Below are 22,851 nucleotides of genomic sequence, written 5' to 3' on the forward strand. Positions count from 1 at the left end.
TGTAGTTAACCCTACATGAGCACCGAGAAAACGAGAGTGACGACGAGATTCGACGCTTATCAATCACCAATAACAAAAAAAAGAAGAGCAATTATGCCCTCCTCCATACTAGTGCTCCATCTGTCTTGCCAAAAATCCTGCTGCTGTTTCAGCAAGTTTTTGTTCCAAATCCGAAAGTTTTTTACCTTCTTTTCCGATCATGACAACAGCACCAATCGGATCTCCGCCTGCAATAATAGGTGCGATTACATGGGAAGTATTTTCTTTAATGCCGTCAATAAGCTCGGCTTCAGTTCCATTGGATTCCACCAATGTTTTACGGTCACTCATGGATGTTTCCACGACTTTTCCGATGCTTTTATTATGATAATCTTTTTTGGATCCGCCAGCTACCGCAATGTATGTATCACGGTCAGCAATAAGTACAACATGACCTGTACTGTCAGAAAGACTTTCTGCATATTCCTTTGCAAAATCTCCTAATTCATTGATTGGAGAATATTTTTTTAGAATGACTTCTCCATCTCTGTCTACAAAAATTTCAAGCGGGTCACCCTCACGAATTCGCAGCGTTCTGCGGATTTCTTTTGGAATAACAACGCGCCCCAGGTCATCAATACGTCGAACGATACCAGTCGCTTTCATATAAATAAAGCCCTCCATTTTCGGATGATGATAGTTCACTGATGTAACAACAAAATGGTTCCTTCCGAGAAAGAATGTTCCATTTTCTAGGTTTATTATTTGTTACATCTCCTGTTCTATTCACGATTAGGAGGGCTTAATAAATTTTATGGAGTATTTGTTGTCTTTTCTTTCCTTGCATGCTTCATTTCTTTTAGGAAAAGGTCAATTTGTTTTAGCAAATCCAGATCCTTTATCCGTTTTCGGGCAATAACGACTTTCATCACATTATTTTGCATGCCCAAATTGACGTGTCGCCCAATTTTATTGGCAATCTCAAACATTTTTGCACCATCGACTGATGCTGTTGATTTTTCATTGAGCAGCATGTTCACGTTATCCTGTTTCTGTTCAATAGATGTAATGCCTTCTTTTTTTGCACGCAATTTAATTCCAGCTACTAATAATAAGCTTTCTACTTCAACTGGGTAATCCCCGAAACGGTCAACAAATTCATCTTGCAGGTCTGAAATGTCTTTTAATGTTTTTGCTGCCCTTACATGCTTATACATTTCAATTTTTTGCTTTTCATCCGCAATATAGCCCGAAGGAATATAAGCATCTACTTCAATATTAAGCTCAACTTCTTCTTCCACTTCTTTTGGTTTTGTACCTTTACGTTCTTCAATCGCTTCTTCAAGCATTTGCGAATACAGATCAAAACCGACTGAATCAATAAAGCCATGCTGCTGGGCACCTAAAAGGTTACCAGCTCCGCGAATGGAAAGGTCTCTCATCGCAATTTTAAAACCAGACCCAAGTTCTGTAAATTCTTTGATCGCCTGCAGACGTTTTTCTGCTACCTCTGTCAAAACTTTATCTCTTTGATACGTAAAGTATGCATAAGCAACCCGATTCGAACGTCCAACACGCCCCCTAAGCTGATAAAGCTGTGACAAGCCCATTTTATCTGCATCATTCACGATTAAAGTATTCACATTCGGAATATCAACACCGGTTTCAATGATCGTTGTAGATACTAATACGTCGTAATTACCTTCTAAAAACTCGATCATTACCGTTTCAAGTTCATTTTCTCCCATTTGACCATGTGCATAAGCTACACGGCAATCCGGTACAAGCATAGAGATTTGTTCGGCCATTCGTTCGATAGAGTCTACACGGTTATAGAGGAAATAAACTTGACCTCCACGCCCCATCTCTCTTTCTATCGCTTCACGAACAAGAGAACCATTGTATTCCATTACATACGTTTGAACAGGGAAGCGGTTTTCAGGCGGTGTCTCAATAACCGACAAATCTCTTACACCAAGCATCGACATATGCAGCGTACGCGGAATAGGAGTTGCGGTTAGGGTCAGTACATCTACGTTTGATTTCAGCGTTTTAATTTTCTCTTTATGTGTTACACCAAAACGCTGTTCTTCATCAATAATCAATAAACCAAGGTCTTTGTACTGGACATCTTTTGATAAAAGTCTATGAGTTCCGATCGCAATGTCCACTGTTCCTGTACCTAAACCTTTAATGACCTCATTCTGTTCTTTTTTCGTCCGAAAGCGGCTTAAGCTGCCAATCGTAATAGGGAACTCAGAAAACCGTTCACGGAACGTCTCGTAATGCTGTTGAGCCAGAATAGTGGTCGGAACAAGGAAAGCCACTTGTTTGCCATCCATAATCGCTTTAAAAGCAGCACGTATTGCTACTTCGGTTTTTCCGTACCCTACATCACCGCACAATAAGCGATCCATCGGTCGGACGCTTTCCATATCTTTTTTAATCTCATCAATGGTACGAAGCTGATCATCTGTTTCTTGATATGGAAAACTGCTTTCAAACTCGCCTTGTTCTGCACCATCTTCTGTAAACGCGTAACCTTTGCTTGCTTGGCGTTCTGCATAAAGCTTAATTAAATCATCTGCAATATCTTGAACAGAAGATTGAACTCTGCTTTTTACTTTTTTCCAATCGCTTCCGCCTAGCGAGTAAATCTTAGGTTCTTTCCCTTCAGAGCCCACATACTTTTGAACTTGGTCAATCTGTTCAACTGGAACGTAAAGTTTATCGTTACCGGAATATTTAATATGCAGGTAATCTTTGTGGACCCCTTTTATTTCGAGAGTTTCGATCCCTAAGTATTTTCCGATACCATGATTAACATGAACGACATAATCTCCGACTTTTAACTCTGAATAACTTTTAATCCGCTCGGCATTAGTCATACGCTGCTTCCTAGCAGGACGTTTAGCTTTTTTCGTAAATACTTCTTCTTCCGTAATGACAGCCAGCTTTTGCTTAACAGATTCGAATCCGCTCGCTAAATCTCCAATAATAATCTGAGCTATTTTAGGCTGTATTTCTTTGTCACTGTCAATTATGGCAGCATCCAGTTCATAATCTGAGAGCACTCTTTCCAGTCTATTAGCCCGTTCTTTATTTAAAGCAATAAATACAATTGAGAATCCAAGCTTTTTCCATCGATCCAACTCGCCTTTTAATACATTCATCTGCCCATGGAAATTTTGCATGCTTTTACACTCTACATTTATTATGTTTTGCGGCTGAGTATGAGGTACATGCCTTAAAAACAAGGACAAGTAAATAACATGAAAGCTTTTTTTATCTCCAAAAAGCATATTTAAATCAGGAGAAATCTGCAGGTCCTGGACGAGTTCCCCATGCTCAAGAAGCGCTGTCTGCCATTCAGCTTCCTCTTTATCCAGCTGCTGGCTCGTTTCTTGAATACGCCCGATTTCATCCATAATAATTAAGGAATCTGAAGAAATATATTGCAGCAAGCTCGCGGGCTTGTCATAAAATAGCGACGCGTACTTATACATACTCTGAAATTTTTGTTTTTCACGCAGCTGTCCGACCTCATAGCTTATATTCTCGACTAATAATTCCTTTAAAGAATCATCTTTCAGTTTCTTCAAAGTTGAAGCTAATTTCATTTCAATTTGGTTGGCAGATTGCTCATAATGCTCATTAAATAAAATTAATTCTTCAGCGGGCGTAATAGCAATCTCTTTTACTTTATCTTTGGATCGCTGTGTTTCGGCTTCAAAGTACCGAATGGAATCCACTTCTGTATCAAAAAGTTCAATTCGCAAAGGATCTTTTTCTGTCAGCGGAAAGATATCAATAATTCCGCCTCTTACACTGAATTCCCCTGGAGATTGGACCATTGAAGTTCTTTCATACCCCATCGCTACAAGTTTATTTAAAATTTGATCTGAATCCAGCTCTTCCCCAAGGCGAAAAGATAAACTAGCTTTCTTCCATACCTCTTCTGGCGGCAGGAATCTTCTTAAACCTGCGATTGGAGTAATAATAACCCCTTTTGAACCTGAATATAAAAAATTTAGTGTCTCGATTCTTTGACTTTTCAGTTCAGGGCTCGATATCGCCATTTCTGAAGAAAGCAAGTCATTGACCGGATATAAATAGACCTTTTCTTCACCTAGAAGAGAAGCTAAATCTTCATACAATTTTTGAGCTTGAAACAAATTATGTGTGATAACTAGCTGTGGTTTTCCAGTAGTTTCATGCAGACTGCTGATAAGCATCGTACGGGCAGAACCCGAAAGACCTGCAACAAGCTGTTCTTTCAGTCCGGCATTAATACCGTCAAGTATGGATTGATAGTCTTCTCCCTGACTAAAATATTTTTTTAAACCTAACAAAGCTTCCTCCCCCTTACAAGGCCGTTCGTTGCTGTATATTGTGATAAAAAAACAGAAAAAGGCTTTGGTCCTCGCATGCCAGGCCAAAGCAACACCTTATTGAATAAATGATTTTAATGTGTGGAGCTCAGGATAACGTTCTAATGTTTCCTGACAATCCTCACAAACAATTGTGACTTCTATATCTCCATTCTCTTTATAGGAGAGTAATTCCTGCCGTTCTTCCACACTTAAAGCTTCAAATCCAAGCTGAGAAACATTTACAGTATGGTGATCAATTGTGCCGACATGTGTGCTGCAATGCCTGCACCGATAATGAATGGCCATGCCATGTCCCCTTTCGGTTAACAGTATACTAACCATTATGAGCGGAACACGTATAATCTATTCTTATCCGTTAAACTTATTCATAACTTTATCGAATGATGTATGAATAAAAGCATGGCATGCCTTAATTGCACGATCCACTCCGTCCGTTACTTCAACCTGCTCTTCTTTAGAGAAGCGATTCAGCACAAAATCAGGAACAGCCTGTCCGTTTGTAGGACGTCCAATCCCAAATCTGATGCGTTTGAACTCTTGTGTACCAAGATGGGCAATCATTGACTTAATTCCATTATGCCCGCCTGCGCTGCCTTTTGTTCTCAGTCTTAACTTACCCGGTAAAGTATCTAAATCATCATAAACCACTAACATGTCTTCTTCAGGAATCTGAAAGTAATCCATGAACGGTCCAACACATTCACCTGAAACATTCATATAAGTTAGTGGTTTTAACAGAAAGATTTTCTCCCCATCAACGATACCTGTCCCGTATAATCCTTTAAACTTAGATTGCTGCATTTCAATGTTTAGAGATTCGGCAAGCCTGTCAATGACTTCAAATCCAATATTATGACGGGTTCCATCAAACCGAGGTCCTGGATTCCCGAGTCCAATAAACAATTTCAACTTATGTTCACCTTACCTTTAAATATCTTAAGAACATTATACATGAAATCATTTAATCATAAAGAAAACTTGGCTGACGCCAAGTCTTTTCCGTCAGCCTTAGTTGCACTTATACTATTGACTTTGACTTGATGCTGCCTCGAACATCACTCTGTTAACAAGTTATACTTTCTGATAGTAGAAAAAAAACGCAGCTGTATAAGCTGCGTTTTATCCATTTATTCGTCTTTCTTTTCTTCTTGACTATCTTGTGCAACAGATTCAGATGACTCAGGTGCATCTCCAGCCTCATCCGCTTCCTCTGTTTCCTCATCAGTTTCTTCATCTTGAAGTTTTGGAGGTACTACACTTACGATTACTTCATCTTCTTCATGAAGAATCTCGTATTTCTTACCAGTCGGCAGATCCTTTACTGTTAAAGAATCTCCAATTTCCAGTGAGTCGACAGCTACTTCAAGCTGTTCCGGGAAATCAGCAGGCAATGCCTTAACTGAAACTTCAGCTAGGACACGCTGCAAGATTCCGCCTTCCTTAACTCCTGCAGAATCGCCTGTCAGAACAACAGGTACCTCTGCTTCTGTTTCTTTATTTAAATCTAACGCAATAAAGTCAATGTGTGTAATTGCATCTTTTAATGGATGTACTTGCATCTCCTGTACCATGACAGAATAATTCTTTCCACCCACTTTTAATTTGAGAACGCCATTTTTACCGACTTCTCTATATGCTTTAATAAATTCAGGTTCATCAACTGATAAGGAGACTGACTCTGTTCCATAGCCATAAAGGTTTGCCGGAACGTGCCCTTTACTTCTTAATTCAGTTAAAAATGAGCGTTTATCTGTATTACGTTTTTCGACTGTTAAATTAGTTGCCACTTCTAGTTCCACCTTTCCTATTTCGGGTCTCTATTAAGGATTACCCGAAGTGGTCGGTTTTAAAACTTGAAGTTCACAATCGCTTTTTTTATGTTAGTAAAAGGCTGTTTTCGTAAACTTTGTTGCTCTTGAATGTGGTTGATTTCCGTTCCAGGCTACTCGCTTTCCGCAGGGCGTGCGGTGAGTCCCACAGGACAAGGAAAAGCAACAGCCGCGATACATCGCACGAAGAAAATGTGCTTTTCATTTTAGAGGAGTCTTGTACCTTCCCCTCCTACAAACTTGTCGATGAAGATAACGTACAAAAAGCGTCAAAAGCAACAAACTTTTAGAAAAAGTTTGTTGCTTTTGACAAGTTACTATTCGATATAAAGCTGATTTCTCCGCTCAGAGTGCTGCTCCAGTAAAATTCTCGCACTTTTTGCTGCATTAACTTTTTATCGTTTTTTAAATCTTAATCAAACAACTTAGAAACTGACAGTTGTTCGTGTACACGGATGATTGCCTCACCAAGTAATGGTGCTACTGAAAGCTGCGTCACTTTGTCAATTTTCTTTTCTTCCGGAAGAACAATCGTGTTTGTAACGACTAATTCTTTAATTTGAGAATTTTGGATGCGATCCATTGCCGGTCCAGAAAGAACAGGGTGTGTACAGCATGCATAAACTTCTTTAGCTCCATTCTCAACTAAAGCATTAGCAGCTAAAGTGATTGTACCCGCTGTGTCGATAATATCGTCGATAAGGATGGCTGTCTTTCCTTCAATATTACCTACAATGTTCATGACTTCTGAAACATTCGGACGAGGACGTCGCTTATCAATAATAGCGATCGGCGCCTTTAAGCGGTCTGCCATTTTACGCGCTCTCGTTACACCACCATGGTCAGGAGAAACGATAACGATATCATCCAATTCTTTATTTGCAAAATAGTTAGCTAATATAGGTACACCTAAAAGTTGGTCTACCGGGATATCAAAGAAGCCTTGAATCTGAGGTGCATGTAGATCAATTGCTATTACGCGTGTAGCCCCTGCTGTTTCCAGTAGGTTAGCAACAAGTTTAGCCGTGATTGGTTCACGAGCTCGTGCTTTACGATCTTGTCTCGCGTATCCATAGTAGGGCATAACAACATTAATCGTTTTTGCAGATGCACGTTTTAGTGCATCGATCATAATTAAAAGTTCCATTAAGTGCTGATTAACAGGGTCGCTCGTGGATTGAATAACATATACTTCACATCCGCGAATACTTTCTTCAATATTAATCTGAATTTCCCCGTCACTAAATTTCGTTACAGAGCTTTCTCCTAGTTCAATACCGATGTGCTGAGCAATCTCTTTTGATAATTCTTTGTTTGAATTTAATGTGAAAACTTTTAATGTAGGATCTACATACGTACTCATTGATGGATTCATCCTTCCCCACTCTTAATATTTATTGGTTTTGTTTTTCATTAAGCTTCTGAACATAGTTCTCTTTAACCGTTTGACGGGCTCTTGCAATAGATAATGATTCAGCCGGAACATTCTCGGTAATTGTAGAACCTGCTGCGACATAAGCGTTCTTGCCAACCGTAACAGGAGCTACGAGGTTAGAATTACACCCAATGAAGGCACCATCTTCTACTTTTGTGAGGAACTTGTTTTTTCCATCGTAATTCACAGTTATGGATCCACAGCCCAAGTTCACATCTTTTCCAATCTCAGCATCACCGATATAACTTAAATGAGACGCCTTACTGCCTGTGCTCATAACAGATTTCTTAATTTCAACAAAGTTTCCAATCTTAACATTGTTCTCTAAAATAGATTTTGGACGGATATGAGCAAACGGACCAACTGCCGTGTCATTACCCACTTCACTATCGTGGACAACAGATTGACGAATCGTGTTTCCACTGCCAATCACACTGTCTTTAATTTCAGAATGCGGACCAATGATGTTCTCCTCACCAATCTTTACATTTCCTAAAATAACAGTGCCTGGATAAATCACTGTATCAATTCCGATTTCTGCATCATCAGAAATGTACGTTTGCTCTGGATCGATCAATGTTACGCCATTTCTCATATGACGTTCATTAATACGCTTTTTCATTATGCCTTCTGCTTGAGAAAGAGCTACGCGATCATTTACACCTAAAGTTTCGTTAAAATCAGGCGTTGTATAAGCTGCAATTACTTCCCCAGCATTCTGAAGGATTTCAATAACGTCCGGCAAATAATACTCACCCTGAACATTATCATTGTTCACTTGTTTTAACGCTTCAAAAAGTGCTTTATTATCAAAACAGTAAGTTCCTGTGTTGATTTCATTCACTTTGCGTTCTTCTTCTGACGCGTCTTTATGCTCAACATTACGCGCAACAGTCCCTTGACTGTTGCGGATAATTCGGCCGTATCCCGTTGGATCTTCCGGCTTAGCAGTAAGGATTGTTGCCTTAGCACCTGTAGTCTGATGTTCTGCGATTAGCTTTTCCATTGTTTCAGACTTGATTAAAGGAGTATCACCACAAACAACCAAAGTGATTCCTTCTTCATTTGCTAATACTTTATCTGCTTGCATAACAGCATGTGCTGTACCGAGCTGCTCTTCTTGCAGAACATACTCGATTTGATCGCTGCCTAATTGATCTTGAACTTTTTCAGCTCCATGACCGACAACTACAACCATTTTCTCCATCTCTAGAGAATTAACCTGATCCACAACATGCTGAACCATAGGCTTTCCGCATACAGAATGTAATACTTTATATAATTTGGATTTCATTCTTGTTCCTTGACCTGCAGCAAGAATGACCGCATAACGTTTTGTCATAGTGAACCTCCATCCATTTTCCTATTTCTAAACATACCATTACGAATATATCTTAAAAGAGTGGGTATTTCAAGGAGTGGAAGAGGATTGTCAATGGATTGATAAAAAGTCGGGAAATTTTCTAGTATTGTGGAGAACGCTTTTATAAAAAAAGACAAATAAAAAAGAACCTAATCATTGTAGTTGACCAGGTCCTCGATTCTTATAAGGAATTAAGAAGCTCCTGCTTCTTCTAAAGCAGACTCCATTTCTCCCATACGGTGATATTCTGTTAATACCGCATTTTGAATCTTCTCACGAGTAGTTGAAGTGATTGGATGCGCGATATCACGGAACTCTCCATCTGGTGTTCGTTTGCTTGGCATAGCCACGAACATTCCATTATTGCCATCAATTACACGAATATCATGAATAACAAATTCATGATCGATTGTAATGGAGGCAATCGCTTTCATACGGCCTTCTGTATTAACACGGCGTAATCTAACGTCTGTTACTTCCACTTACAAACACCACCTTTTTCCAATAATAAGAACGTAATACTACAATTCTGCAACATTTTACAAATTCCTTCTTTGAATAATAAAAATTTTTAAAAAATTTAAAATAGAGGTTTACATTATGAAATATCGGTTTTTAATATTCATAGTTAAACAGATCCAGGCAAAAAAAATAAGCCCCTTTAAAGGAGCTTATTCTACAACTGCAATCACTTCAATTTCAACTTTTGCATCTTTTGGCAAACGAGCCACTTCTACACATGAGCGCGCTGGTTTGTGTTCAGAGAAATACTTTCCGTATACATCATTAATATCTGCAAATTCATTCATATCTTTAATAAATACTGTAGCCTTAATCACCTTATTTAGTGATGAGCCCGCTTCTTCTAAAACAGCTTCTAAATTGCGGAACACTTGATGAGTCTGCTCTTTTACATCACCTTCAAGCATCACACCATCTTTTGTAAGCGGAATCTGACCTGAACTAAAAAATAAATTATTTAATACGATCCCTTGAGAGTATGGACCAATTGCTGCAGGTGCTTCTGAAGTATGAACTTTTTTCATTATGCATTCCCTCCATTAAAAAAATAATTTCCTTTTTCAACTTCAATTCGATTCTCTTTTTCATTCACTTTGGCTAAGCGGGCAATAGAAACGTAATCATCTACTAAGCGCTCTGATACTTCTTCTGCTTCAACAAGAACTCCAATCCCTTCAATATGGGCCTGAAATTCTTCAATTAAACTGATCATGCCTTTGATCGTTCCGCCGGCTTTCATGAAGTCATCAATAATGAGCACGCGCGCGCCTTGTTTGATGCTTCTTCTGGCAAGGGCCATCGTTTGGATCCGTTTAGTTGATCCAGAAACGTAATTAATGCTTACGGTGGAGCCTTCTGTTACCCTGCTATTGCTTCTTACCACAACTACTGGAACATTTAAATAACTTGCTACCGCATAAGCAAGCGGTATTCCTTTCGTCGCGATCGTCATGACTACATCAATCTTTCGCGATGAAAAAATGGAGGAGAATAAACGACCGACTTGGTTAACCAATCTCGGGTTGCCGATAATATCTGTTACGTACAGATATCCTCCGGGCAAAATGCGACTTGGATCTTCTAAAAGCTGAATCAGTTCACTCACTGTCGTTTCAGCTTCTGCTTGATCGATGCCTGGAATATATTTAACTCCGCCTGCTGCACCGGGCACAGTTTGAACCTGCCCTAATCCATGCTGTTCAAAATGATCTTTAATAATCGCTAAGTCTTCACTAATAGAAGATTTTGCGGATTCATACCGTTCAACGAAATAAGACAAAGGAATGAGCTGATGGGGATGGTGAAGTAGATAGGCTGTTAAATCTACCATTCTTCCGCTTCTTTTTAATTTCATAATATCCTCCAAAACCGAATGTTTGAAGATAATATAACATTTTTATACGGATTTTATCAATCATTCCCCTAAAAGGCGAACCGCATAAACTTCATGACAAAATCCTCTGAGTCCGTTATAAACTCTTTGAAGCCTTGATTCATGCTGAAATAATCCAAATACAGTCGGACCACTTCCGCTCATTAATACAGCATCAGCCCCTAGCCTCATCATCTGTTCTTTTATATGCTTCACTTCCGGGTACATTGGAAGGGTAACCGATTCTAGAACGTTTCCTAACAAGTTGCAGATTTGCTCATAGTCCTTCCCTTCAATAGCACGAACCATTCCGTCCACGTCAGGATGCTTAATGTTTTTCAGCTTTAAGTTTCGATATACTTCCCCTGTCGAAACTCCGATTGGAGGCTTTGCTAACAAAACCCAGCAAGGTGGCGGTGATGGTATATGCTGAATCTTCTCTCCGCGTCCAGTGGCTAATGCTGTTCCACCATACACGCAGAAAGACACATCAGAGCCGATCTTTGCTCCAAGTTCTGCAATTTCGTCTACTGAAAGCCCTAAATCCCATAGCTCATTAAGTCCTTTTAAGGTAGCAGCAGCATCACTGCTTCCTCCCGCTAAACCTGCAGCGACAGGAATATGTTTTGATATATGTATAAAAACACCTTTTTTTACGCCAAACGTTTCTTTTAGAAGTTTAGCTGCCTGGTAAGCCAAATTTCTTTCGTCAAGTGGTACAAATCCGCCAGAACTCTCAATTTTGATTTCATTTGTTTCTAATAAAGTCAGTTCGATCCGGTCTGCCAGATCAACCGTTGTCATGACCATAGCAACTTCATGAAAACCATCGTCTCTTTTTCTTAACGCATCTAGAGACAGATTAATTTTTGCCGGAGCTTTAATGGATACTTTATTATTCGTCATCTTTATCCCTGCCTAAAAAATCTTACACAATTTTGATATTTTTAATAGTAACACAGTATGATGCGTTATATGTAATGAAAATCAAACATAGAGGAAAACCGAAGAGCTGTCTCCACTCTCCGGTTTCAATATCGCATACTTACTTATTTCGATTGCTTAAGCCTTGCTCAGCTATCTCCAGTGCGCGTTTCACCATATTCCCTGCATCTTTTGAAGAAATGCCTCCCCAGCCTTCACGCTGAACAGTATCATAAAAACCAAGTTCTTTTGCAATTTCTGTTTTTAAAGCTTCCGACATCATTGGTTTTTTCTGGCTCATGATGAAACCCCCTTTTATTATGCGATACAGAATAGTATCTCCAGAAAAGGGGGTTTAGTTTCTTCAACTTTTATATATGTATATTTTAATTTTAACTGTTTTCGTTAATTGCTATTAAAAAAGGGTAAAAAAATAGCAGTAAAGAGTTCTTACTGCCCGATTGCTGCTTGTGTATCTTCTAAGAATGTAAGTTCTACTGTTTCTGTGAGTACATCCGCGTAACTATAAGAAACACGTTCGAAAGCGTTGGTGTCCTGATCTAATTTGATAATAAAAACCGCTGGGTATGTTTCTTCAAGCGTTCCAAGTCGTTCGATCGTTTTGCGCCGTCCGCCGTTAGCCCGTAAAGAAAGTCTTCTACCCACGTTAGACTCTAAAGAGCGTCTAATGTCAACAATTGTTTTACCCATTTAGGCTCCACCTCACTTAGACAAATTATAACACAAATCGTGTTTATTTGTCAAAATAAAATTTTTATTATAGCAAGCAAAGTAATTTCGTGTCAATGACTTATTATCCTTTTTTTACTTTTTTTAGTATGACTCAACTTTTATTTTTTATGTATAAAAAGAAAGAAAAGAGAAAAAACCCCGGCAACCCGGAGTTTTATGGCTTTGTTTTTATAGGCATTCCTGTTCTGAGAAATCCTTTTGATTCGACACCACCTAAACCTTCTTTTCCGGTAAGTGTGTTTCTCAAAACATCCATAACGTTCACTCTGTCCATAAATGAGGTTAAACTAATTTTCGACACAATGTATACAGGATCAAGCGCGTGAATATTAATCCGGGCTGGCGAACTCGCAAAGTTTGATCCTACTTTGATCAGCGACTCAAAATGGGATTGGCATGCACCGGCAAATATCATTAGATGATCAAGGTTTGTATACTTTCTTCTAACTTCCCGAACAGTTCTAATAAAATATTTAGTATGTCGATAAGCATTTACATCCGAAATGTCGCCCTTTGACTTCAAATAAGCATCATGACCTGTGATAACGAGTATATCCGGTCTGACTTCATCTACAAGTGCTGGAACTTTATCAGGCATTTCTGTTTCTTTCATATGAATCCCATACACAGGAACGCCGAGCTTTTTATATAGTTCCAAACATTTATTTAAATAAAGCGGGTCTCCATCAATGTGAAGGACTCTGCCTGGCAATTCAAAGTATGATTGATCATATTGATACCCGTTTGTTGAAAGGTACTCCCTTTTTTGTCTAAGTAAGTAATAATCTTGCCTAAAAAGCTTTAATGATGATTCTTCTTTCTCTTTTACAACTTGGCGGTGTTCAGACATGTGCTTATCATCTACAACAAATAAATCATTAATAGGAGCATCCGCCCATAACCTGAGTTCTTCTCCCGCTAGTTCTGCGATTGTTCGATCTTCACTAAAACCAACTATTCGAAAAAGCAAATCTCTTTTGTAAGAATTCCTGCTTACAATGGATCCAATCTCTAGTTTCATTTTACTCCCCCTATTTGGAGTAACAAGCTCCTCTGCTCAGAATGTTCCTTTTATATGAGTATGTTAGGGCAGGGGGAATAATGAGGTTTATTTTACCAGCGGCAAAAGTGCATCTGCCAATTTACCGAATTCTTCAATTGTTAACGTTTCTCCGCGGCGTTTTGGATCAATTCCTACCTGATCTAAAATCACTTGCAGCTCTTCTTTCTTTTCTTTTGAAACAAGCTGGCTAACCAAGTTGTTCCAAAGGGTTTTTCTTCTTTGTGCAAAAGATGAACGTACTACTTCAAAGAAAAAATTCTCATCTTTTACTTTAACAGCCGGTTCTTTTCGGATTGTTAATTTAATGACTGAGGAATCAACATTTGGTGCAGGTACAAAAACCGTTTTAGGTACCTTTATCATCGTTTCGGCGGTCGCGTAGTATTGAATAGCAATCGACAGCGAATTATAATCCTTAGTCCCTGGTGATGCAGCAAGGCGGTCGGCTACTTCCTTTTGGATCATACAGACGATTCCGCGTATAGGAAGCTTATCTTGCAGCAATTTCATAATGATTGGAGTCGTTACATAATAAGGAAGGTTCGCCACGACCATTAAGTCTTGCCCCTCTTCAAAATGCTCTGAAATCACTTTATGAATATCTGCCTTCAGAACATCTGAATGAATCACATCAACATGCGGATATGGCGCTAATGTTTCTTCTAAAATCGGCAATAGCCGCTGATCAATCTCAAAAGCTACTGCCTTTTTTGCAGACCTTGCAATAAATTCCGTTAATGCACCGATTCCCGGTCCGATTTCTATAACGCCAGAGTTCTCTGTAAGTTCTGCTGCATTCACTATATTATTTAAGATGTTGCGATCAATTAAAAAGTTTTGCCCTAAGCTTTTCTTAAATGTAAAGCCATGCTTTTCTAATATGGCTTTCGTTGATTGGGGAGTTGAAATATCTTTTCTCATGCCCGTCCTATTCCTCCTCATAACTATAAAGCGCTTCTAATGCCTGCTGAAATTCTTCGCGTGTAACACGAAACATATTTAAACGTTTGTGTAATTGTTTTGCATTCATATAACCGATCCGCAGCTTTTTACCAATTAATTCACGCCTGCGTTTCGAATCTGGTCCGCCCGTTAAACCGGCTGCAATTAAATCCTCCCACGGGATTGTATCGATTTCTTCTCCGGTCATTTCTTCTCTTACGTGAGATAAAGCTTCTATAATCGCCTCATTTGTGGCGTGTTCAACTCCCACACCTTTATCACCTTTGGCAATCGCATCTTCCTTTGCTAAGTAAGCATGCTTACAGCCCGGAACAAATTCAGAAACGATTTGACGAATTCTTTTGCCTGGATAATCAGGATCTGTAAATACAATGACTCCGCGGCGTTCATAAGCTATTTTTATTCTATTCAGTGTATCCTGGCTGATTTCAGAACCATTTGTTTCTATTGTATCTGCCACAACTGCCCGTTTAATGGCTAATGTGTCACACTTACCTTCAACCACTATAATTTCTTTTATTTTTTTCATGATTTCCTCCAAAACGGTGAAACCTTTTTCAGTTTAATTGCGTCTAATGGGTAGAACGAAAAAATAATCTTTTACTAGTATAACCCAGGCGTCAAGAAAGTCTAGATTCACATATGTAATTCACCGTTTTAACAGCTTATTCGTAGTTTTAAAAGCTAACCTGCCGGGAAAACTATAGTACAAAGAGATTCGCCGTTTATCATTCCAATCATTTGTTGATTTAGAAACGAGCAATTCTTGCACGAAGACAGCGAGTTGCGACGAGTAACCGCAGGAGCAGCAAGAAGGTCGAGGAAGTGAAGTTTCGAGGAGCGCATGCGTATTATACATACGTGAGCACCGCAGAAACAAAACTGACAAAGAGATTCGACGCTTATCAATCAACAAAAAGGCACAGGGAAATTACCCCGTGCCTAAATATCAACTATTGTTATATCTATTATATTAATTGATAATTCGTATTCTTATCGTTTTCCTGCCCCAGCTTTCCGCTTGAGATTGAGATGAAAAGAACACATCAATTCTATTGCCTTTAATCGCTCCCCCAGTATCTGAAGCAATTGCATAACCATAGCCCTCAACATAAACTTTTGAGCCAAGAGGAATCACATTAGGATCCACCGCAATTACTTTTGCTCCTGGATTTGATTTTAAATTAAAGCCTGTTGCTGTTACACCAGAACAACCTGAGCAATTAGCAGTATAGGCAGTACTTGTTACTACTAGCTCTCTGCCTCCTGATTTGCTTGGTGCTTTACTACGTGAAACAACTGGCTGCGGTTTTGGTTTAGCTTTTGTACCAATCGCAACAATTTTATCTTTGCTATCAGCTAACGTTTTTGTCGTTACGAGTTTTCGGGAAACTTCTTTTCCGTTTTCCTTAACAACTTCGAAACTTTTTTCCACTTTGCCTTTTTCGCCTTCTTGTACGACACTCTGTTTCCCTTGTGTTAATCCGCTATCTTTGCGGTTAACTGTAGCAAACGGTGTTTCTTCTTCCACTACATCGGTGACCTTTTCTACTCTGATGACGTCAACCTGCGTTTTACCAGTGATTTTCTCTGTTTTTGCAGGCGATACTTTGTCTAATTCACCTAATGATACCTTTTGTTGCTTCAAAAGGTCAGCGACGGTAGTCGAAGTGGTCCATACTTGCTGTGATTTGCCACCAACAACAAGATTAACCGGAAATGCTGATTCAATCTCAACTTTCGAGTGATCTTGAATTTTAGCAGTAAGACCTGGCTTAATAACATCGTGATTATTTAGTGTTAACTGCTGTTCTTTTACAAACTGTTCAACAGTTTTTGCTGTCGTCCAAACAGGTTTCTTTTTCCCGTTTACATTCAAGACAACTTTGTTTGCCTTAACATAATCTATCTTCATGTTGTCTTTCACCTTGGCATTGAGCCCCGGCCTGACTATATCATGCTGATTTGGTTTTATGTGATATTCGCTTAGAAGTTCTCTTACAGTGTCTGCATGAGTATCCACTTCCGTCTTCTTACCGTTCAGCATAAGTGCTACTTCCGACTTTGTAGATGCATAACCTACGAATCCAGTCGTAACTGCTAAAACAAGAAGAGCGGCTAAAGAAAGAGTAAGTTTCTTTCTGGTAAAACTCGAGAACAAAGCAATAATGTTTTTGTACATCAGTTTTCCTCCCCTACAAGCAATGCATTATAAATATCTTTTTTCTCTCTGTCAAATCACCCTCCCTTTCGTCATTAATTGACCCAAGGCTAATTATGAACGGATAAGAAGGAAAAAGGGAAGAAAAAGAGTTTGACAAATTTCCTGTCCCTTTTGTCATATTTTGAAAGATCCTTGCGATATTCTTCACGTATTGCTAGTATCCGACAACATCCCTTATCGAGAAATGTTAAAAATTTTAAAAGCATTGTCGGAAGTTTCTTTGATGATGTCCTCAAGTGGAAGATCTTTTAGTTCGGCCAATGTTTGAGCGACGTATTTTACATAAGATGGTTCGTTTCTTTTTCCTCTCAAAGGATGAGGACTTAAGTAAGGACAATCCGTTTCAATCAAAAGCCGATCCATAGGAATATCCTTCGCAACTTCCTTAGGCTTCTTGGCATTTTTAAACGTAACAGGTCCACCAAAGCTTATGTAGAAATTCATTTCCATACATTGACGGGCAACTTCTATGCTTCCGCTGTAGCAGTGCATAATACCGCCAACTTCATGAGCATTTTCTTCCCTTAAGATATCAACAACATCTTGTGTTGCTTCCCTGTTATGAATAACAATCGGGAGCTTCACTTTTTTGGCAAGCCGAATCTGGCGCCGGAACACTTCTTTTTGAACATCTGCTGGAGACTTTTCCCAATGATAATCAAGACCCATTTCCCCAAGTGCGACTACCTTTGGATGTGCAGCAAGTTCTTCGATCCATGCCAAATCTTCATCGGTCATGTCAATCGCATCAACTGGGTGCCAGCCGACGCAAGCATAAATGAAATCATATTGTTCTGCCAGGTTCATCGCTCCACGTATCGTTTCACGATCAAAACCAACAACGACAATATGTGTTACACCTTCATCCAATGCTCTTTGAATGACTTCTTGCCGATCTTCATCAAACTGTATTGCATTTATGTGTGCGTGTGTATCAAACATAGTGTACAATCCTTTCAACTTTACAAATCTTATCACATTTACCATTCAATTGGGTAACAACAGTATTACAATATAATTACATCATAGGCATAAAGACCTATTTTGTTTTCATAATTGCTAAATAATTCTAGTCTTTTGAACTAAAAAAACAGGGATATGCTCCCTGCTTTTCATTATTTATTTAACTTTTGAACCATTTGGCAGAGAAGGATCAACCGTCGCTAGTGTTAATTGTCCTTCGGATGAACCAGCTAAAATCATTCCTTGAGAAAGTTCACCGCGTAATTTAACAGGTTTTAAATTCGTAACACAGATTACTTTTTGGCCCACAAGATCTTCTGGCTTATAATATTGCGCAATTCCAGAAACGACCTGTCGTTTTTCATAACCTAAATCCAATTGAAGTTTTAATAATTTATCCGCTTTCTTGACGGGTTCAGCATCTATAACTGTTGCAACTCTTAAATCAACCTTCATAAAATCATCAATCGAGATTTCAGGTTTTTCATCAGCGGCAGGAGCTGCTTCTTCTTTCTTAGCTTCTGACTTCTGCTCTTCTGGAGCTGCAGCAGTGCTTCCCATTGAATCTTTTATAAATTGAACCTCTACTTCTGTTTCAAGTCGGGGGAAAATGGGGTCTCCCTTAGCCACAGATGTATCAGCAGGAATCACACCAAATTCTTTTAAGGAATCCCATTCCGTTAAGCTTGCATTTGATAAGCCTAACTGACCCCAGATTTTTGCTGGTGTTTCTGTCATAAACGGCTGAATCAGCACAGATACAATACGAATAGATTCTGCCAGGTGATACATGACACTTGCCAGTTCTCCTTTTTTCGATTCATCTTTAGCCAGAACCCAAGGCTGTGTTTCATCGATGTATTTATTCGTACGGCTGACAAGCTGCCAGATCGTAGAAAGAGCAATAGAAAACTCTAGCTTTTCCATAGCCTCTTCGGTTTTTCTCACTGTCTCTGTAGCAAAGTCCTCCAATGTACCGTCAAATTCAGTTACTCTGCCTTCATAAGGAGGAATCTTCCCATCAAAATACTTGCCGATCATTGCAATTGTACGGTTTAACAGGTTACCTAGATCATTCGCCAGATCTGCATTTACTCTGTCAACAAAGCTTTCCGGAGTAAATACGCCATCTGAGCCAAAAGGAACTTCACGAAGCAAATAGTAGCGTAATGGATCTAATCCATATCGATCGATAAGTACATTCGGATCAACCACATTGCCCTTAGATTTCGACATTTTTCCATCTTTCATTAATAACCAGCCGTGAGCAATAACTTGTTTTGGCAACGGGAGTCCTAATGCCATAAGCATAATTGGCCAATAAATCGTATGGAAACGTACAATTTCTTTACTCATTAAATGTACATCAGCCGGCCAGTATTTTTTGAACTTCTCATCATTCTCACTGCCATAACCTAATGCAGTAATATAGTTAGAAAGTGCATCAATCCATACATAGATTACATGCTTTGGATTCCCCGGTACTTTCACGCCCCAGTCAAATGAAGTACGAGAAACGGCTAAATCTTCTAAACCTGGTTTAATAAAGTTGTTGATCATTTCACGCTTACGAGATTCAGGATAGATGAAGGAAGGATTTTCTTCATAATAAGAAAGCAGACGATCCGCATACTTACTCATCCGGAAAAAGTAGCTCTCTTCTTTTACTTTTTTGACCTCACGTCCGCAATCAGGACACTTTCCGTCCTCTAGCTGTCTTTCCGTAAAGAAAGATTCGCAGTCTGTGCAATACCAGCCTTCATATTCACTTAAGTAAATATCATCTTGATCAAGCAGCTGCTGAAAAATCTTTTCAACAGAGTTTTTATGACGCTCATCTGTTGTACGGATGTAATCATCATAAGAAATGTTCATCTTTTTCCATAACGCTTTAATATCATCTACAATTCCGTCTACATATGTTTGCGGGTGAAGACCTTGTTCATTTGCTTTTTTCTGGATTTTTTCTCCGTGTTCATCTGTTCCTGTTAAGTACATAACGTCAAAACCTCTTAGACGTTTATATCTTGCCATCGCATCTCCTGCAGTAGTCGTGTATGCGTGACCGATATGAAGCTTTCCGCTTGGATAATAAATCGGTGTTGTAATGTAGAATGTTGGTTTTGCCATGATTGCATCCTCCTCAAGGTATTCTCTTTATAGGAAAAAAAGCCCCTCATTTTAGGGACCATTTGTCTTTTAAATAATTAGAAAAAAATAACACTTACGGTAAATGTATCTTTTTTACAAAAACTATAAAAAACTGTTTACATTAGGACATAAAAGTAAAAAAGCAAGCGAAAGATTTCTATGTAAATACTTTCATTATTCTCTTTTCTTCCTTCAAAATATACCTAATGCATTGAAAGTGTGTCAAGGTAAACAGGCTTAAGGTTGAAAGGAATAATTGAATAGTATTTTTTGTTGTTAGTTTTGTCGAAATTTGACGATTCATCTCATTCCCATTTTCCAGTAATATTTTTTCATCTTTTACACTTTTTTGAATTTTTTATGACAATATATGAATAATTCTTCCATTATCATGTTTTGGAAGTATTATTAAAAGGGTATATAACATAGAATTCAACTGGTAAAGCTCTAAAAAATGTTTAAGTCAAAACTATTGACGGCAATTGGAAATCTTGGTAAGATGTACTCGTAAGATTTTGTCGAATTCTGACGATTTAGATTTAGATAGATAGGGAAATATTTTTATATATTAGGAGGAGAAAATTTTATGAAATCTACAGGTATTGTACGTAAAGTTGACGAACTAGGACGCGTGGTAATTCCGATCGAACTTCGTCGTACTCTTGGAATTGCAGAAAAAGATGCTCTAGAAATCTATGTGGATGACGATCGTATCATCCTTAAAAAATACAAGCCAAACATGACTTGTGCAGTAACTGGTGAAGTTTCTGATGACAACTACACTGTTGCCGGCGGAAAAATCATCCTTAGCCGTGAAGGTGCTAAAGAAGTTATGGACGAACTTCAAAAGCAATTACAAACTGCAAAGTAAACCATTAAATAATTAGAGCCTTCGCTTAGAAGGCTCTTTTCTTTTGTTTAATGCTCTTTTTAAAAGATTTACGAAAACAGCCTTGGTTTAAGGAGCACTACAAGCCGTGATATTCTTGATAAACATCTCTCTTTGGAACATTACGATCAGTAGCTGCTAATTTAATGGCATCTTTCGGTTTTTCACCTTGATTTATATAATGTTCAACATGATCTGAAATCGACAATGCTTCCCACCATGATTCAGTATCATCATCTTTAAAATCTCGATTGCCGCTGCCTTCAACGACCAGGCAGAATTCTCCTCTAATTTCAGCATCACCTTGGTTTAGATACTCCGAAACTTCTTTTAGTGTGCCTCTTGTAATTTCTTCAAACTTTTTCGTCAGTTCACGAACGACTGCTATTTTGCGGTTTTCCAATACTTCATTCATGGCCTTTAATGTTTCTTTTAAACGATGAGGTGCTTCATAAAACAATAAAGTGGAAGGAAATCGTTTTAGTCTTTCTAGCTCTTCCTTCTTTTCTTTCTTGCCTCTCGGTAAAAAACCGTAAAAGGTAAAAAGTTCTGTATCTAATCCGGAAGCAACGAGAGCTGGCAATGCTGCATTCGCACCCGGAAGAGGAATAACCGGAATTTTTTCTTCTACACATTGAACCACAAGTTCGTACCCTGGATCTGAAATCCCCGGCATCCCGGCATCTGTTACTAATGCGATTTGTTTACCTTCTTTTAGACTCTCTAGTAACTTCATTCCGCTTTGCATTTTGTTATGATCATGATAACTCGTCAATGGAGTGCTGATTTCAAAGTGGTTGCATAACTTTTTTGTTTGTCTCGTATCCTCAGCAGCGATTAAATCCGATTCTTTTAACAATCGAACGGCACGGAACGTCATATCCTCCAAGTTTCCAATCGGAGTTGGAACGAGGTACAGTGCACCTTCTCCATTTTCATTATGGAAGCTCTTTTGTTGCCACATATGAAACACTTCCCTCATTAATTATTCTCTCTTTTGCAGATCTGTTCAGTTTTTTTATCGCAAATTCTGCTTTCATCGCTTCTGTTTTTGTTGGGAAAGACTCCTGATACACAAGCCGAAAAGGTCCTCTTCCTCTTGTATATTTCGCACCTTTTCCATCCTCATGTTTACGCAGGCGCTGAGTAATTTCATTCGTATAGCCTGTATAGTATGTACCATCTTTGCATTCTAGAATATAGACAAAATGATTGTCCTCATGATTCACCATAGAACATCCTCTTTAACTCAGACGTATATTCACCATCGTTTCCGTAAACAGTTAGAGGCGGCATAATGTGCAGATCAGGCTTGCCGTTCTTTAAACCTTCTATTAAAAGCATGTTCGCTTCACTGCCTGATTTTGGATAAATTAGCTGCAGTTTTTTGGGCTCAAGTTGATATTGCCTCATATAAGCTAATATTTCCATAAGCCGATTCGGACGATGTACCATCGACACCTTTCCGCCTTGCTTTACGAGCTGACTGCTAACACGAATGACATCTTCTAATGAACAATGTATTTCATGCCTCGCTATAGCTAAATGTTCATTTAAATTATGGTCTATTTCATTCATTGAAGGAAAATAGGGCGGATTGCATGTTAAAGCGTCAAATGTTCCAAAACCATAGCGAGCTGGTGCCTCTTTTATATCTCCCAAATCCATCTGAACTTGTGTCGTTAATTCATTTAACGCTACGCTTCTCTTTGCCATACTATGCAGCTTTTCCTGTATCTCAACACCAGTAATTAGTGCATTTGACCGCTTGGTTAAAAGAAGCGCAACTGCACCATTTCCGCTGCAAAGATCGATTATCTTACCCCTTTTGATCGGAACCCAGGCGAAGCGACTCAGCAATACAGCATCCAATGAAAATGAAAAAACAGAAGGGCTTTGTATGATTTTCAAATCCTCATGCACCAAGTAGTCGACTCTTTCGTTCGGAAGGAGCTGTGTCACAGCAAAAACCCCTTTCTATAGAAAACTTGGCTGACGATAAGCTTTTTTGTCAGCCTTAGTTGCAC

At 38.8% G+C, this 22,851-nt stretch carries 23 protein-coding genes; 1 reads left to right on the top strand and 22 read right to left on the bottom strand.

What is annotated here, in order from left to right:
• Window positions 1-108: 108 nt before the first annotated feature.
• From spoVT to metG, 19 genes are all read right to left on the bottom strand, one after another.
• Complete coding sequence (spoVT, locus tag RGB74_RS19745) at window positions 109-645, bottom strand: stage V sporulation protein T (RefSeq protein ID WP_310760896.1); 537 nt, start codon at window positions 643-645, stop codon at window positions 109-111.
• 146 nt (window positions 646-791) lie between these two features.
• Window positions 792-4,331 carry a transcription-repair coupling factor gene (gene mfd, locus RGB74_RS19750; protein ID WP_310760897.1) on the bottom strand — a complete coding sequence of 1,180 codons (3,540 nt, stop codon included), beginning with the start codon at window positions 4,329-4,331 and terminating at the stop codon, window positions 792-794.
• 96 nt (window positions 4,332-4,427) lie between these two features.
• On the bottom strand, window positions 4,428-4,658 hold the full coding sequence (locus RGB74_RS19755) for an anti-sigma-F factor Fin (protein ID WP_310760898.1): 231 nt from the start codon (window positions 4,656-4,658) through the stop codon (window positions 4,428-4,430).
• A 63-nt stretch (window positions 4,659-4,721) separates the two neighbouring features.
• Window positions 4,722-5,282 carry an aminoacyl-tRNA hydrolase gene (pth, locus tag RGB74_RS19760; protein ID WP_310760899.1) on the bottom strand — a complete coding sequence of 187 codons (561 nt, stop codon included), beginning with the start codon at window positions 5,280-5,282 and terminating at the stop codon, window positions 4,722-4,724.
• 218 nt (window positions 5,283-5,500) lie between these two features.
• Window positions 5,501-6,160 (bottom strand): 50S ribosomal protein L25/general stress protein Ctc, encoded by a 660-nt coding sequence (locus tag RGB74_RS19765; protein ID WP_310760900.1) that lies wholly within the window; start codon window positions 6,158-6,160, stop codon window positions 5,501-5,503.
• Between the two features lie 454 nt (window positions 6,161-6,614).
• On the bottom strand, window positions 6,615-7,565 hold the full coding sequence (locus RGB74_RS19770; protein ID WP_310760901.1) for a ribose-phosphate diphosphokinase: 951 nt from the start codon (window positions 7,563-7,565) through the stop codon (window positions 6,615-6,617).
• 31 nt (window positions 7,566-7,596) lie between these two features.
• Window positions 7,597-8,979 carry a bifunctional UDP-N-acetylglucosamine diphosphorylase/glucosamine-1-phosphate N-acetyltransferase GlmU gene (glmU, locus tag RGB74_RS19775; RefSeq protein ID WP_310760902.1) on the bottom strand — a complete coding sequence of 461 codons (1,383 nt, stop codon included), beginning with the start codon at window positions 8,977-8,979 and terminating at the stop codon, window positions 7,597-7,599.
• A gap of 212 nt (window positions 8,980-9,191) precedes the next feature.
• A complete protein-coding gene (spoVG, locus tag RGB74_RS19780) occupies window positions 9,192-9,482 on the bottom strand; it encodes a septation regulator SpoVG (protein ID WP_310262490.1) in 291 nt (96 codons plus the stop codon).
• A gap of 189 nt (window positions 9,483-9,671) precedes the next feature.
• Window positions 9,672-10,046: a RidA family protein gene (locus RGB74_RS19785; protein ID WP_310760903.1), complete on the bottom strand. Its 375-nt coding sequence runs from the start codon at window positions 10,044-10,046 to the stop codon at window positions 9,672-9,674.
• On the bottom strand, window positions 10,046-10,876 hold the full coding sequence (purR, locus tag RGB74_RS19790; protein ID WP_310760904.1) for a pur operon repressor: 831 nt from the start codon (window positions 10,874-10,876) through the stop codon (window positions 10,046-10,048). The genes RGB74_RS19785 and purR overlap by 1 nt, the downstream gene beginning before the upstream one ends.
• 60 nt (window positions 10,877-10,936) lie before the next feature.
• Complete coding sequence (gene ispE, locus RGB74_RS19795; protein ID WP_310760905.1) at window positions 10,937-11,800, bottom strand: 4-(cytidine 5'-diphospho)-2-C-methyl-D-erythritol kinase; 864 nt, start codon at window positions 11,798-11,800, stop codon at window positions 10,937-10,939.
• A gap of 139 nt (window positions 11,801-11,939) precedes the next feature.
• Window positions 11,940-12,119 (bottom strand): small, acid-soluble spore protein, alpha/beta type, encoded by a 180-nt coding sequence (locus RGB74_RS19800; protein ID WP_310760906.1) that lies wholly within the window; start codon window positions 12,117-12,119, stop codon window positions 11,940-11,942.
• A gap of 149 nt (window positions 12,120-12,268) precedes the next feature.
• Entirely contained in the window at window positions 12,269-12,529 is a 261-nt protein-coding gene (gene veg / locus RGB74_RS19805; RefSeq protein ID WP_066238125.1) for a biofilm formation stimulator Veg, read from the bottom strand.
• Window positions 12,530-12,725: 196 nt separating this feature from the next.
• Window positions 12,726-13,592, bottom strand: a complete 867-nt coding sequence (gene yabG / locus RGB74_RS19810) for a sporulation peptidase YabG (RefSeq protein ID WP_310760907.1) — start codon at window positions 13,590-13,592, stop codon at window positions 12,726-12,728.
• Window positions 13,593-13,679: 87 nt separating this feature from the next.
• Window positions 13,680-14,555: a 16S rRNA (adenine(1518)-N(6)/adenine(1519)-N(6))-dimethyltransferase RsmA gene (gene rsmA / locus RGB74_RS19815; protein ID WP_310760908.1), complete on the bottom strand. Its 876-nt coding sequence runs from the start codon at window positions 14,553-14,555 to the stop codon at window positions 13,680-13,682.
• Between the two features lie 7 nt (window positions 14,556-14,562).
• Window positions 14,563-15,126 (bottom strand): ribonuclease M5, encoded by a 564-nt coding sequence (gene rnmV / locus RGB74_RS19820; RefSeq protein ID WP_310760909.1) that lies wholly within the window; start codon window positions 15,124-15,126, stop codon window positions 14,563-14,565.
• Window positions 15,127-15,570: 444 nt separating this feature from the next.
• Window positions 15,571-16,779 carry a ubiquitin-like domain-containing protein gene (locus tag RGB74_RS19825; protein ID WP_310760910.1) on the bottom strand — a complete coding sequence of 403 codons (1,209 nt, stop codon included), beginning with the start codon at window positions 16,777-16,779 and terminating at the stop codon, window positions 15,571-15,573.
• A 216-nt stretch (window positions 16,780-16,995) separates the two neighbouring features.
• Window positions 16,996-17,763 carry a TatD family hydrolase gene (locus RGB74_RS19830; protein WP_310760911.1) on the bottom strand — a complete coding sequence of 256 codons (768 nt, stop codon included), beginning with the start codon at window positions 17,761-17,763 and terminating at the stop codon, window positions 16,996-16,998.
• Window positions 17,764-17,940: 177 nt separating this feature from the next.
• The gene (metG, locus tag RGB74_RS19835; protein ID WP_310760912.1) at window positions 17,941-19,914 is read right to left on the bottom strand and encodes a methionine--tRNA ligase; all 1,974 of its coding nucleotides are present in this window, start codon (window positions 19,912-19,914) and stop codon (window positions 17,941-17,943) included.
• Window positions 19,915-20,521: 607 nt separating this feature from the next.
• Between metG and RGB74_RS19840 the strand changes: the two genes are divergently transcribed.
• Entirely contained in the window at window positions 20,522-20,806 is a 285-nt protein-coding gene (locus RGB74_RS19840; protein ID WP_310760913.1) for a transition state genes transcriptional regulator AbrB, read from the top strand.
• 97 nt (window positions 20,807-20,903) lie between these two features.
• Here the strand turns inward: RGB74_RS19840 and rsmI are convergent, their stop codons facing one another.
• The 3 genes from rsmI to RGB74_RS19855 are packed head-to-tail and all read right to left on the bottom strand — an operon-like array spanning window position 20,904 to window position 22,786.
• Window positions 20,904-21,788, bottom strand: a complete 885-nt coding sequence (rsmI, locus tag RGB74_RS19845) for a 16S rRNA (cytidine(1402)-2'-O)-methyltransferase (RefSeq protein ID WP_310760914.1) — start codon at window positions 21,786-21,788, stop codon at window positions 20,904-20,906.
• Window positions 21,763-22,056: a GIY-YIG nuclease family protein gene (locus RGB74_RS19850; protein ID WP_310760915.1), complete on the bottom strand. Its 294-nt coding sequence runs from the start codon at window positions 22,054-22,056 to the stop codon at window positions 21,763-21,765. Before RGB74_RS19850 ends, rsmI begins: the two co-directional genes overlap by 26 nt.
• Window positions 22,043-22,786: a tRNA1(Val) (adenine(37)-N6)-methyltransferase gene (locus RGB74_RS19855; RefSeq protein WP_310760916.1), complete on the bottom strand. Its 744-nt coding sequence runs from the start codon at window positions 22,784-22,786 to the stop codon at window positions 22,043-22,045. Before RGB74_RS19855 ends, RGB74_RS19850 begins: the two co-directional genes overlap by 14 nt.
• Between the last annotated feature and the right edge of the window lie 65 nt (window positions 22,787-22,851).

It is taken from the genome of Bacillus sp. NEB1478 (assembly GCF_031582965.1).
Lineage (GTDB): Bacteria > Bacillota > Bacilli > Bacillales > Fictibacillaceae > Fictibacillus.

What these genes read in the sequence shown, in the direction of transcription:
- RGB74_RS19825 (WP_310760910.1), bottom strand. Translation starts at nt 16,779, where the DNA reads ATGTACAAAAACATTATTGCTTTGTTCTCGAGTTTTACCAGAAAGAAA.
- spoVT (WP_310760896.1), bottom strand. Translation starts at nt 645, where the DNA reads ATGAAAGCGACTGGTATCGTTCGACGTATTGATGACCTGGGGCGCGTT.
- RGB74_RS19770 (WP_310760901.1), bottom strand. Translation starts at nt 7,565, where the DNA reads ATGAGTACGTATGTAGATCCTACATTAAAAGTTTTCACATTAAATTCA.
- RGB74_RS19755 (WP_310760898.1), bottom strand. Translation starts at nt 4,658, where the DNA reads ATGGCCATTCATTATCGGTGCAGGCATTGCAGCACACATGTCGGCACA.
- RGB74_RS19800 (WP_310760906.1), bottom strand. Translation starts at nt 12,119, where the DNA reads ATGAGCCAGAAAAAACCAATGATGTCGGAAGCTTTAAAAACAGAAATT.
- yabG (WP_310760907.1), bottom strand. Translation starts at nt 13,592, where the DNA reads ATGAAACTAGAGATTGGATCCATTGTAAGCAGGAATTCTTACAAAAGA.
- rnmV (WP_310760909.1), bottom strand. Translation starts at nt 15,126, where the DNA reads ATGAAAAAAATAAAAGAAATTATAGTGGTTGAAGGTAAGTGTGACACA.
- metG (WP_310760912.1), bottom strand. Translation starts at nt 19,914, where the DNA reads ATGGCAAAACCAACATTCTACATTACAACACCGATTTATTATCCAAGC.
- RGB74_RS19830 (WP_310760911.1), bottom strand. Translation starts at nt 17,763, where the DNA reads ATGTTTGATACACACGCACACATAAATGCAATACAGTTTGATGAAGAT.
- RGB74_RS19840 (WP_310760913.1), top strand. Translation starts at nt 20,522, where the DNA reads ATGAAATCTACAGGTATTGTACGTAAAGTTGACGAACTAGGACGCGTG.
- purR (WP_310760904.1), bottom strand. Translation starts at nt 10,876, where the DNA reads ATGAAATTAAAAAGAAGCGGAAGAATGGTAGATTTAACAGCCTATCTA.
- ispE (WP_310760905.1), bottom strand. Translation starts at nt 11,800, where the DNA reads ATGACGAATAATAAAGTATCCATTAAAGCTCCGGCAAAAATTAATCTG.
- rsmA (WP_310760908.1), bottom strand. Translation starts at nt 14,555, where the DNA reads ATGAGAAAAGATATTTCAACTCCCCAATCAACGAAAGCCATATTAGAA.
- rsmI (WP_310760914.1), bottom strand. Translation starts at nt 21,788, where the DNA reads ATGTGGCAACAAAAGAGCTTCCATAATGAAAATGGAGAAGGTGCACTG.
- glmU (WP_310760902.1), bottom strand. Translation starts at nt 8,979, where the DNA reads ATGACAAAACGTTATGCGGTCATTCTTGCTGCAGGTCAAGGAACAAGA.
- veg (WP_066238125.1), bottom strand. Translation starts at nt 12,529, where the DNA reads ATGGGTAAAACAATTGTTGACATTAGACGCTCTTTAGAGTCTAACGTG.
- RGB74_RS19850 (WP_310760915.1), bottom strand. Translation starts at nt 22,056, where the DNA reads ATGGTGAATCATGAGGACAATCATTTTGTCTATATTCTAGAATGCAAA.
- RGB74_RS19785 (WP_310760903.1), bottom strand. Translation starts at nt 10,046, where the DNA reads ATGAAAAAAGTTCATACTTCAGAAGCACCTGCAGCAATTGGTCCATAC.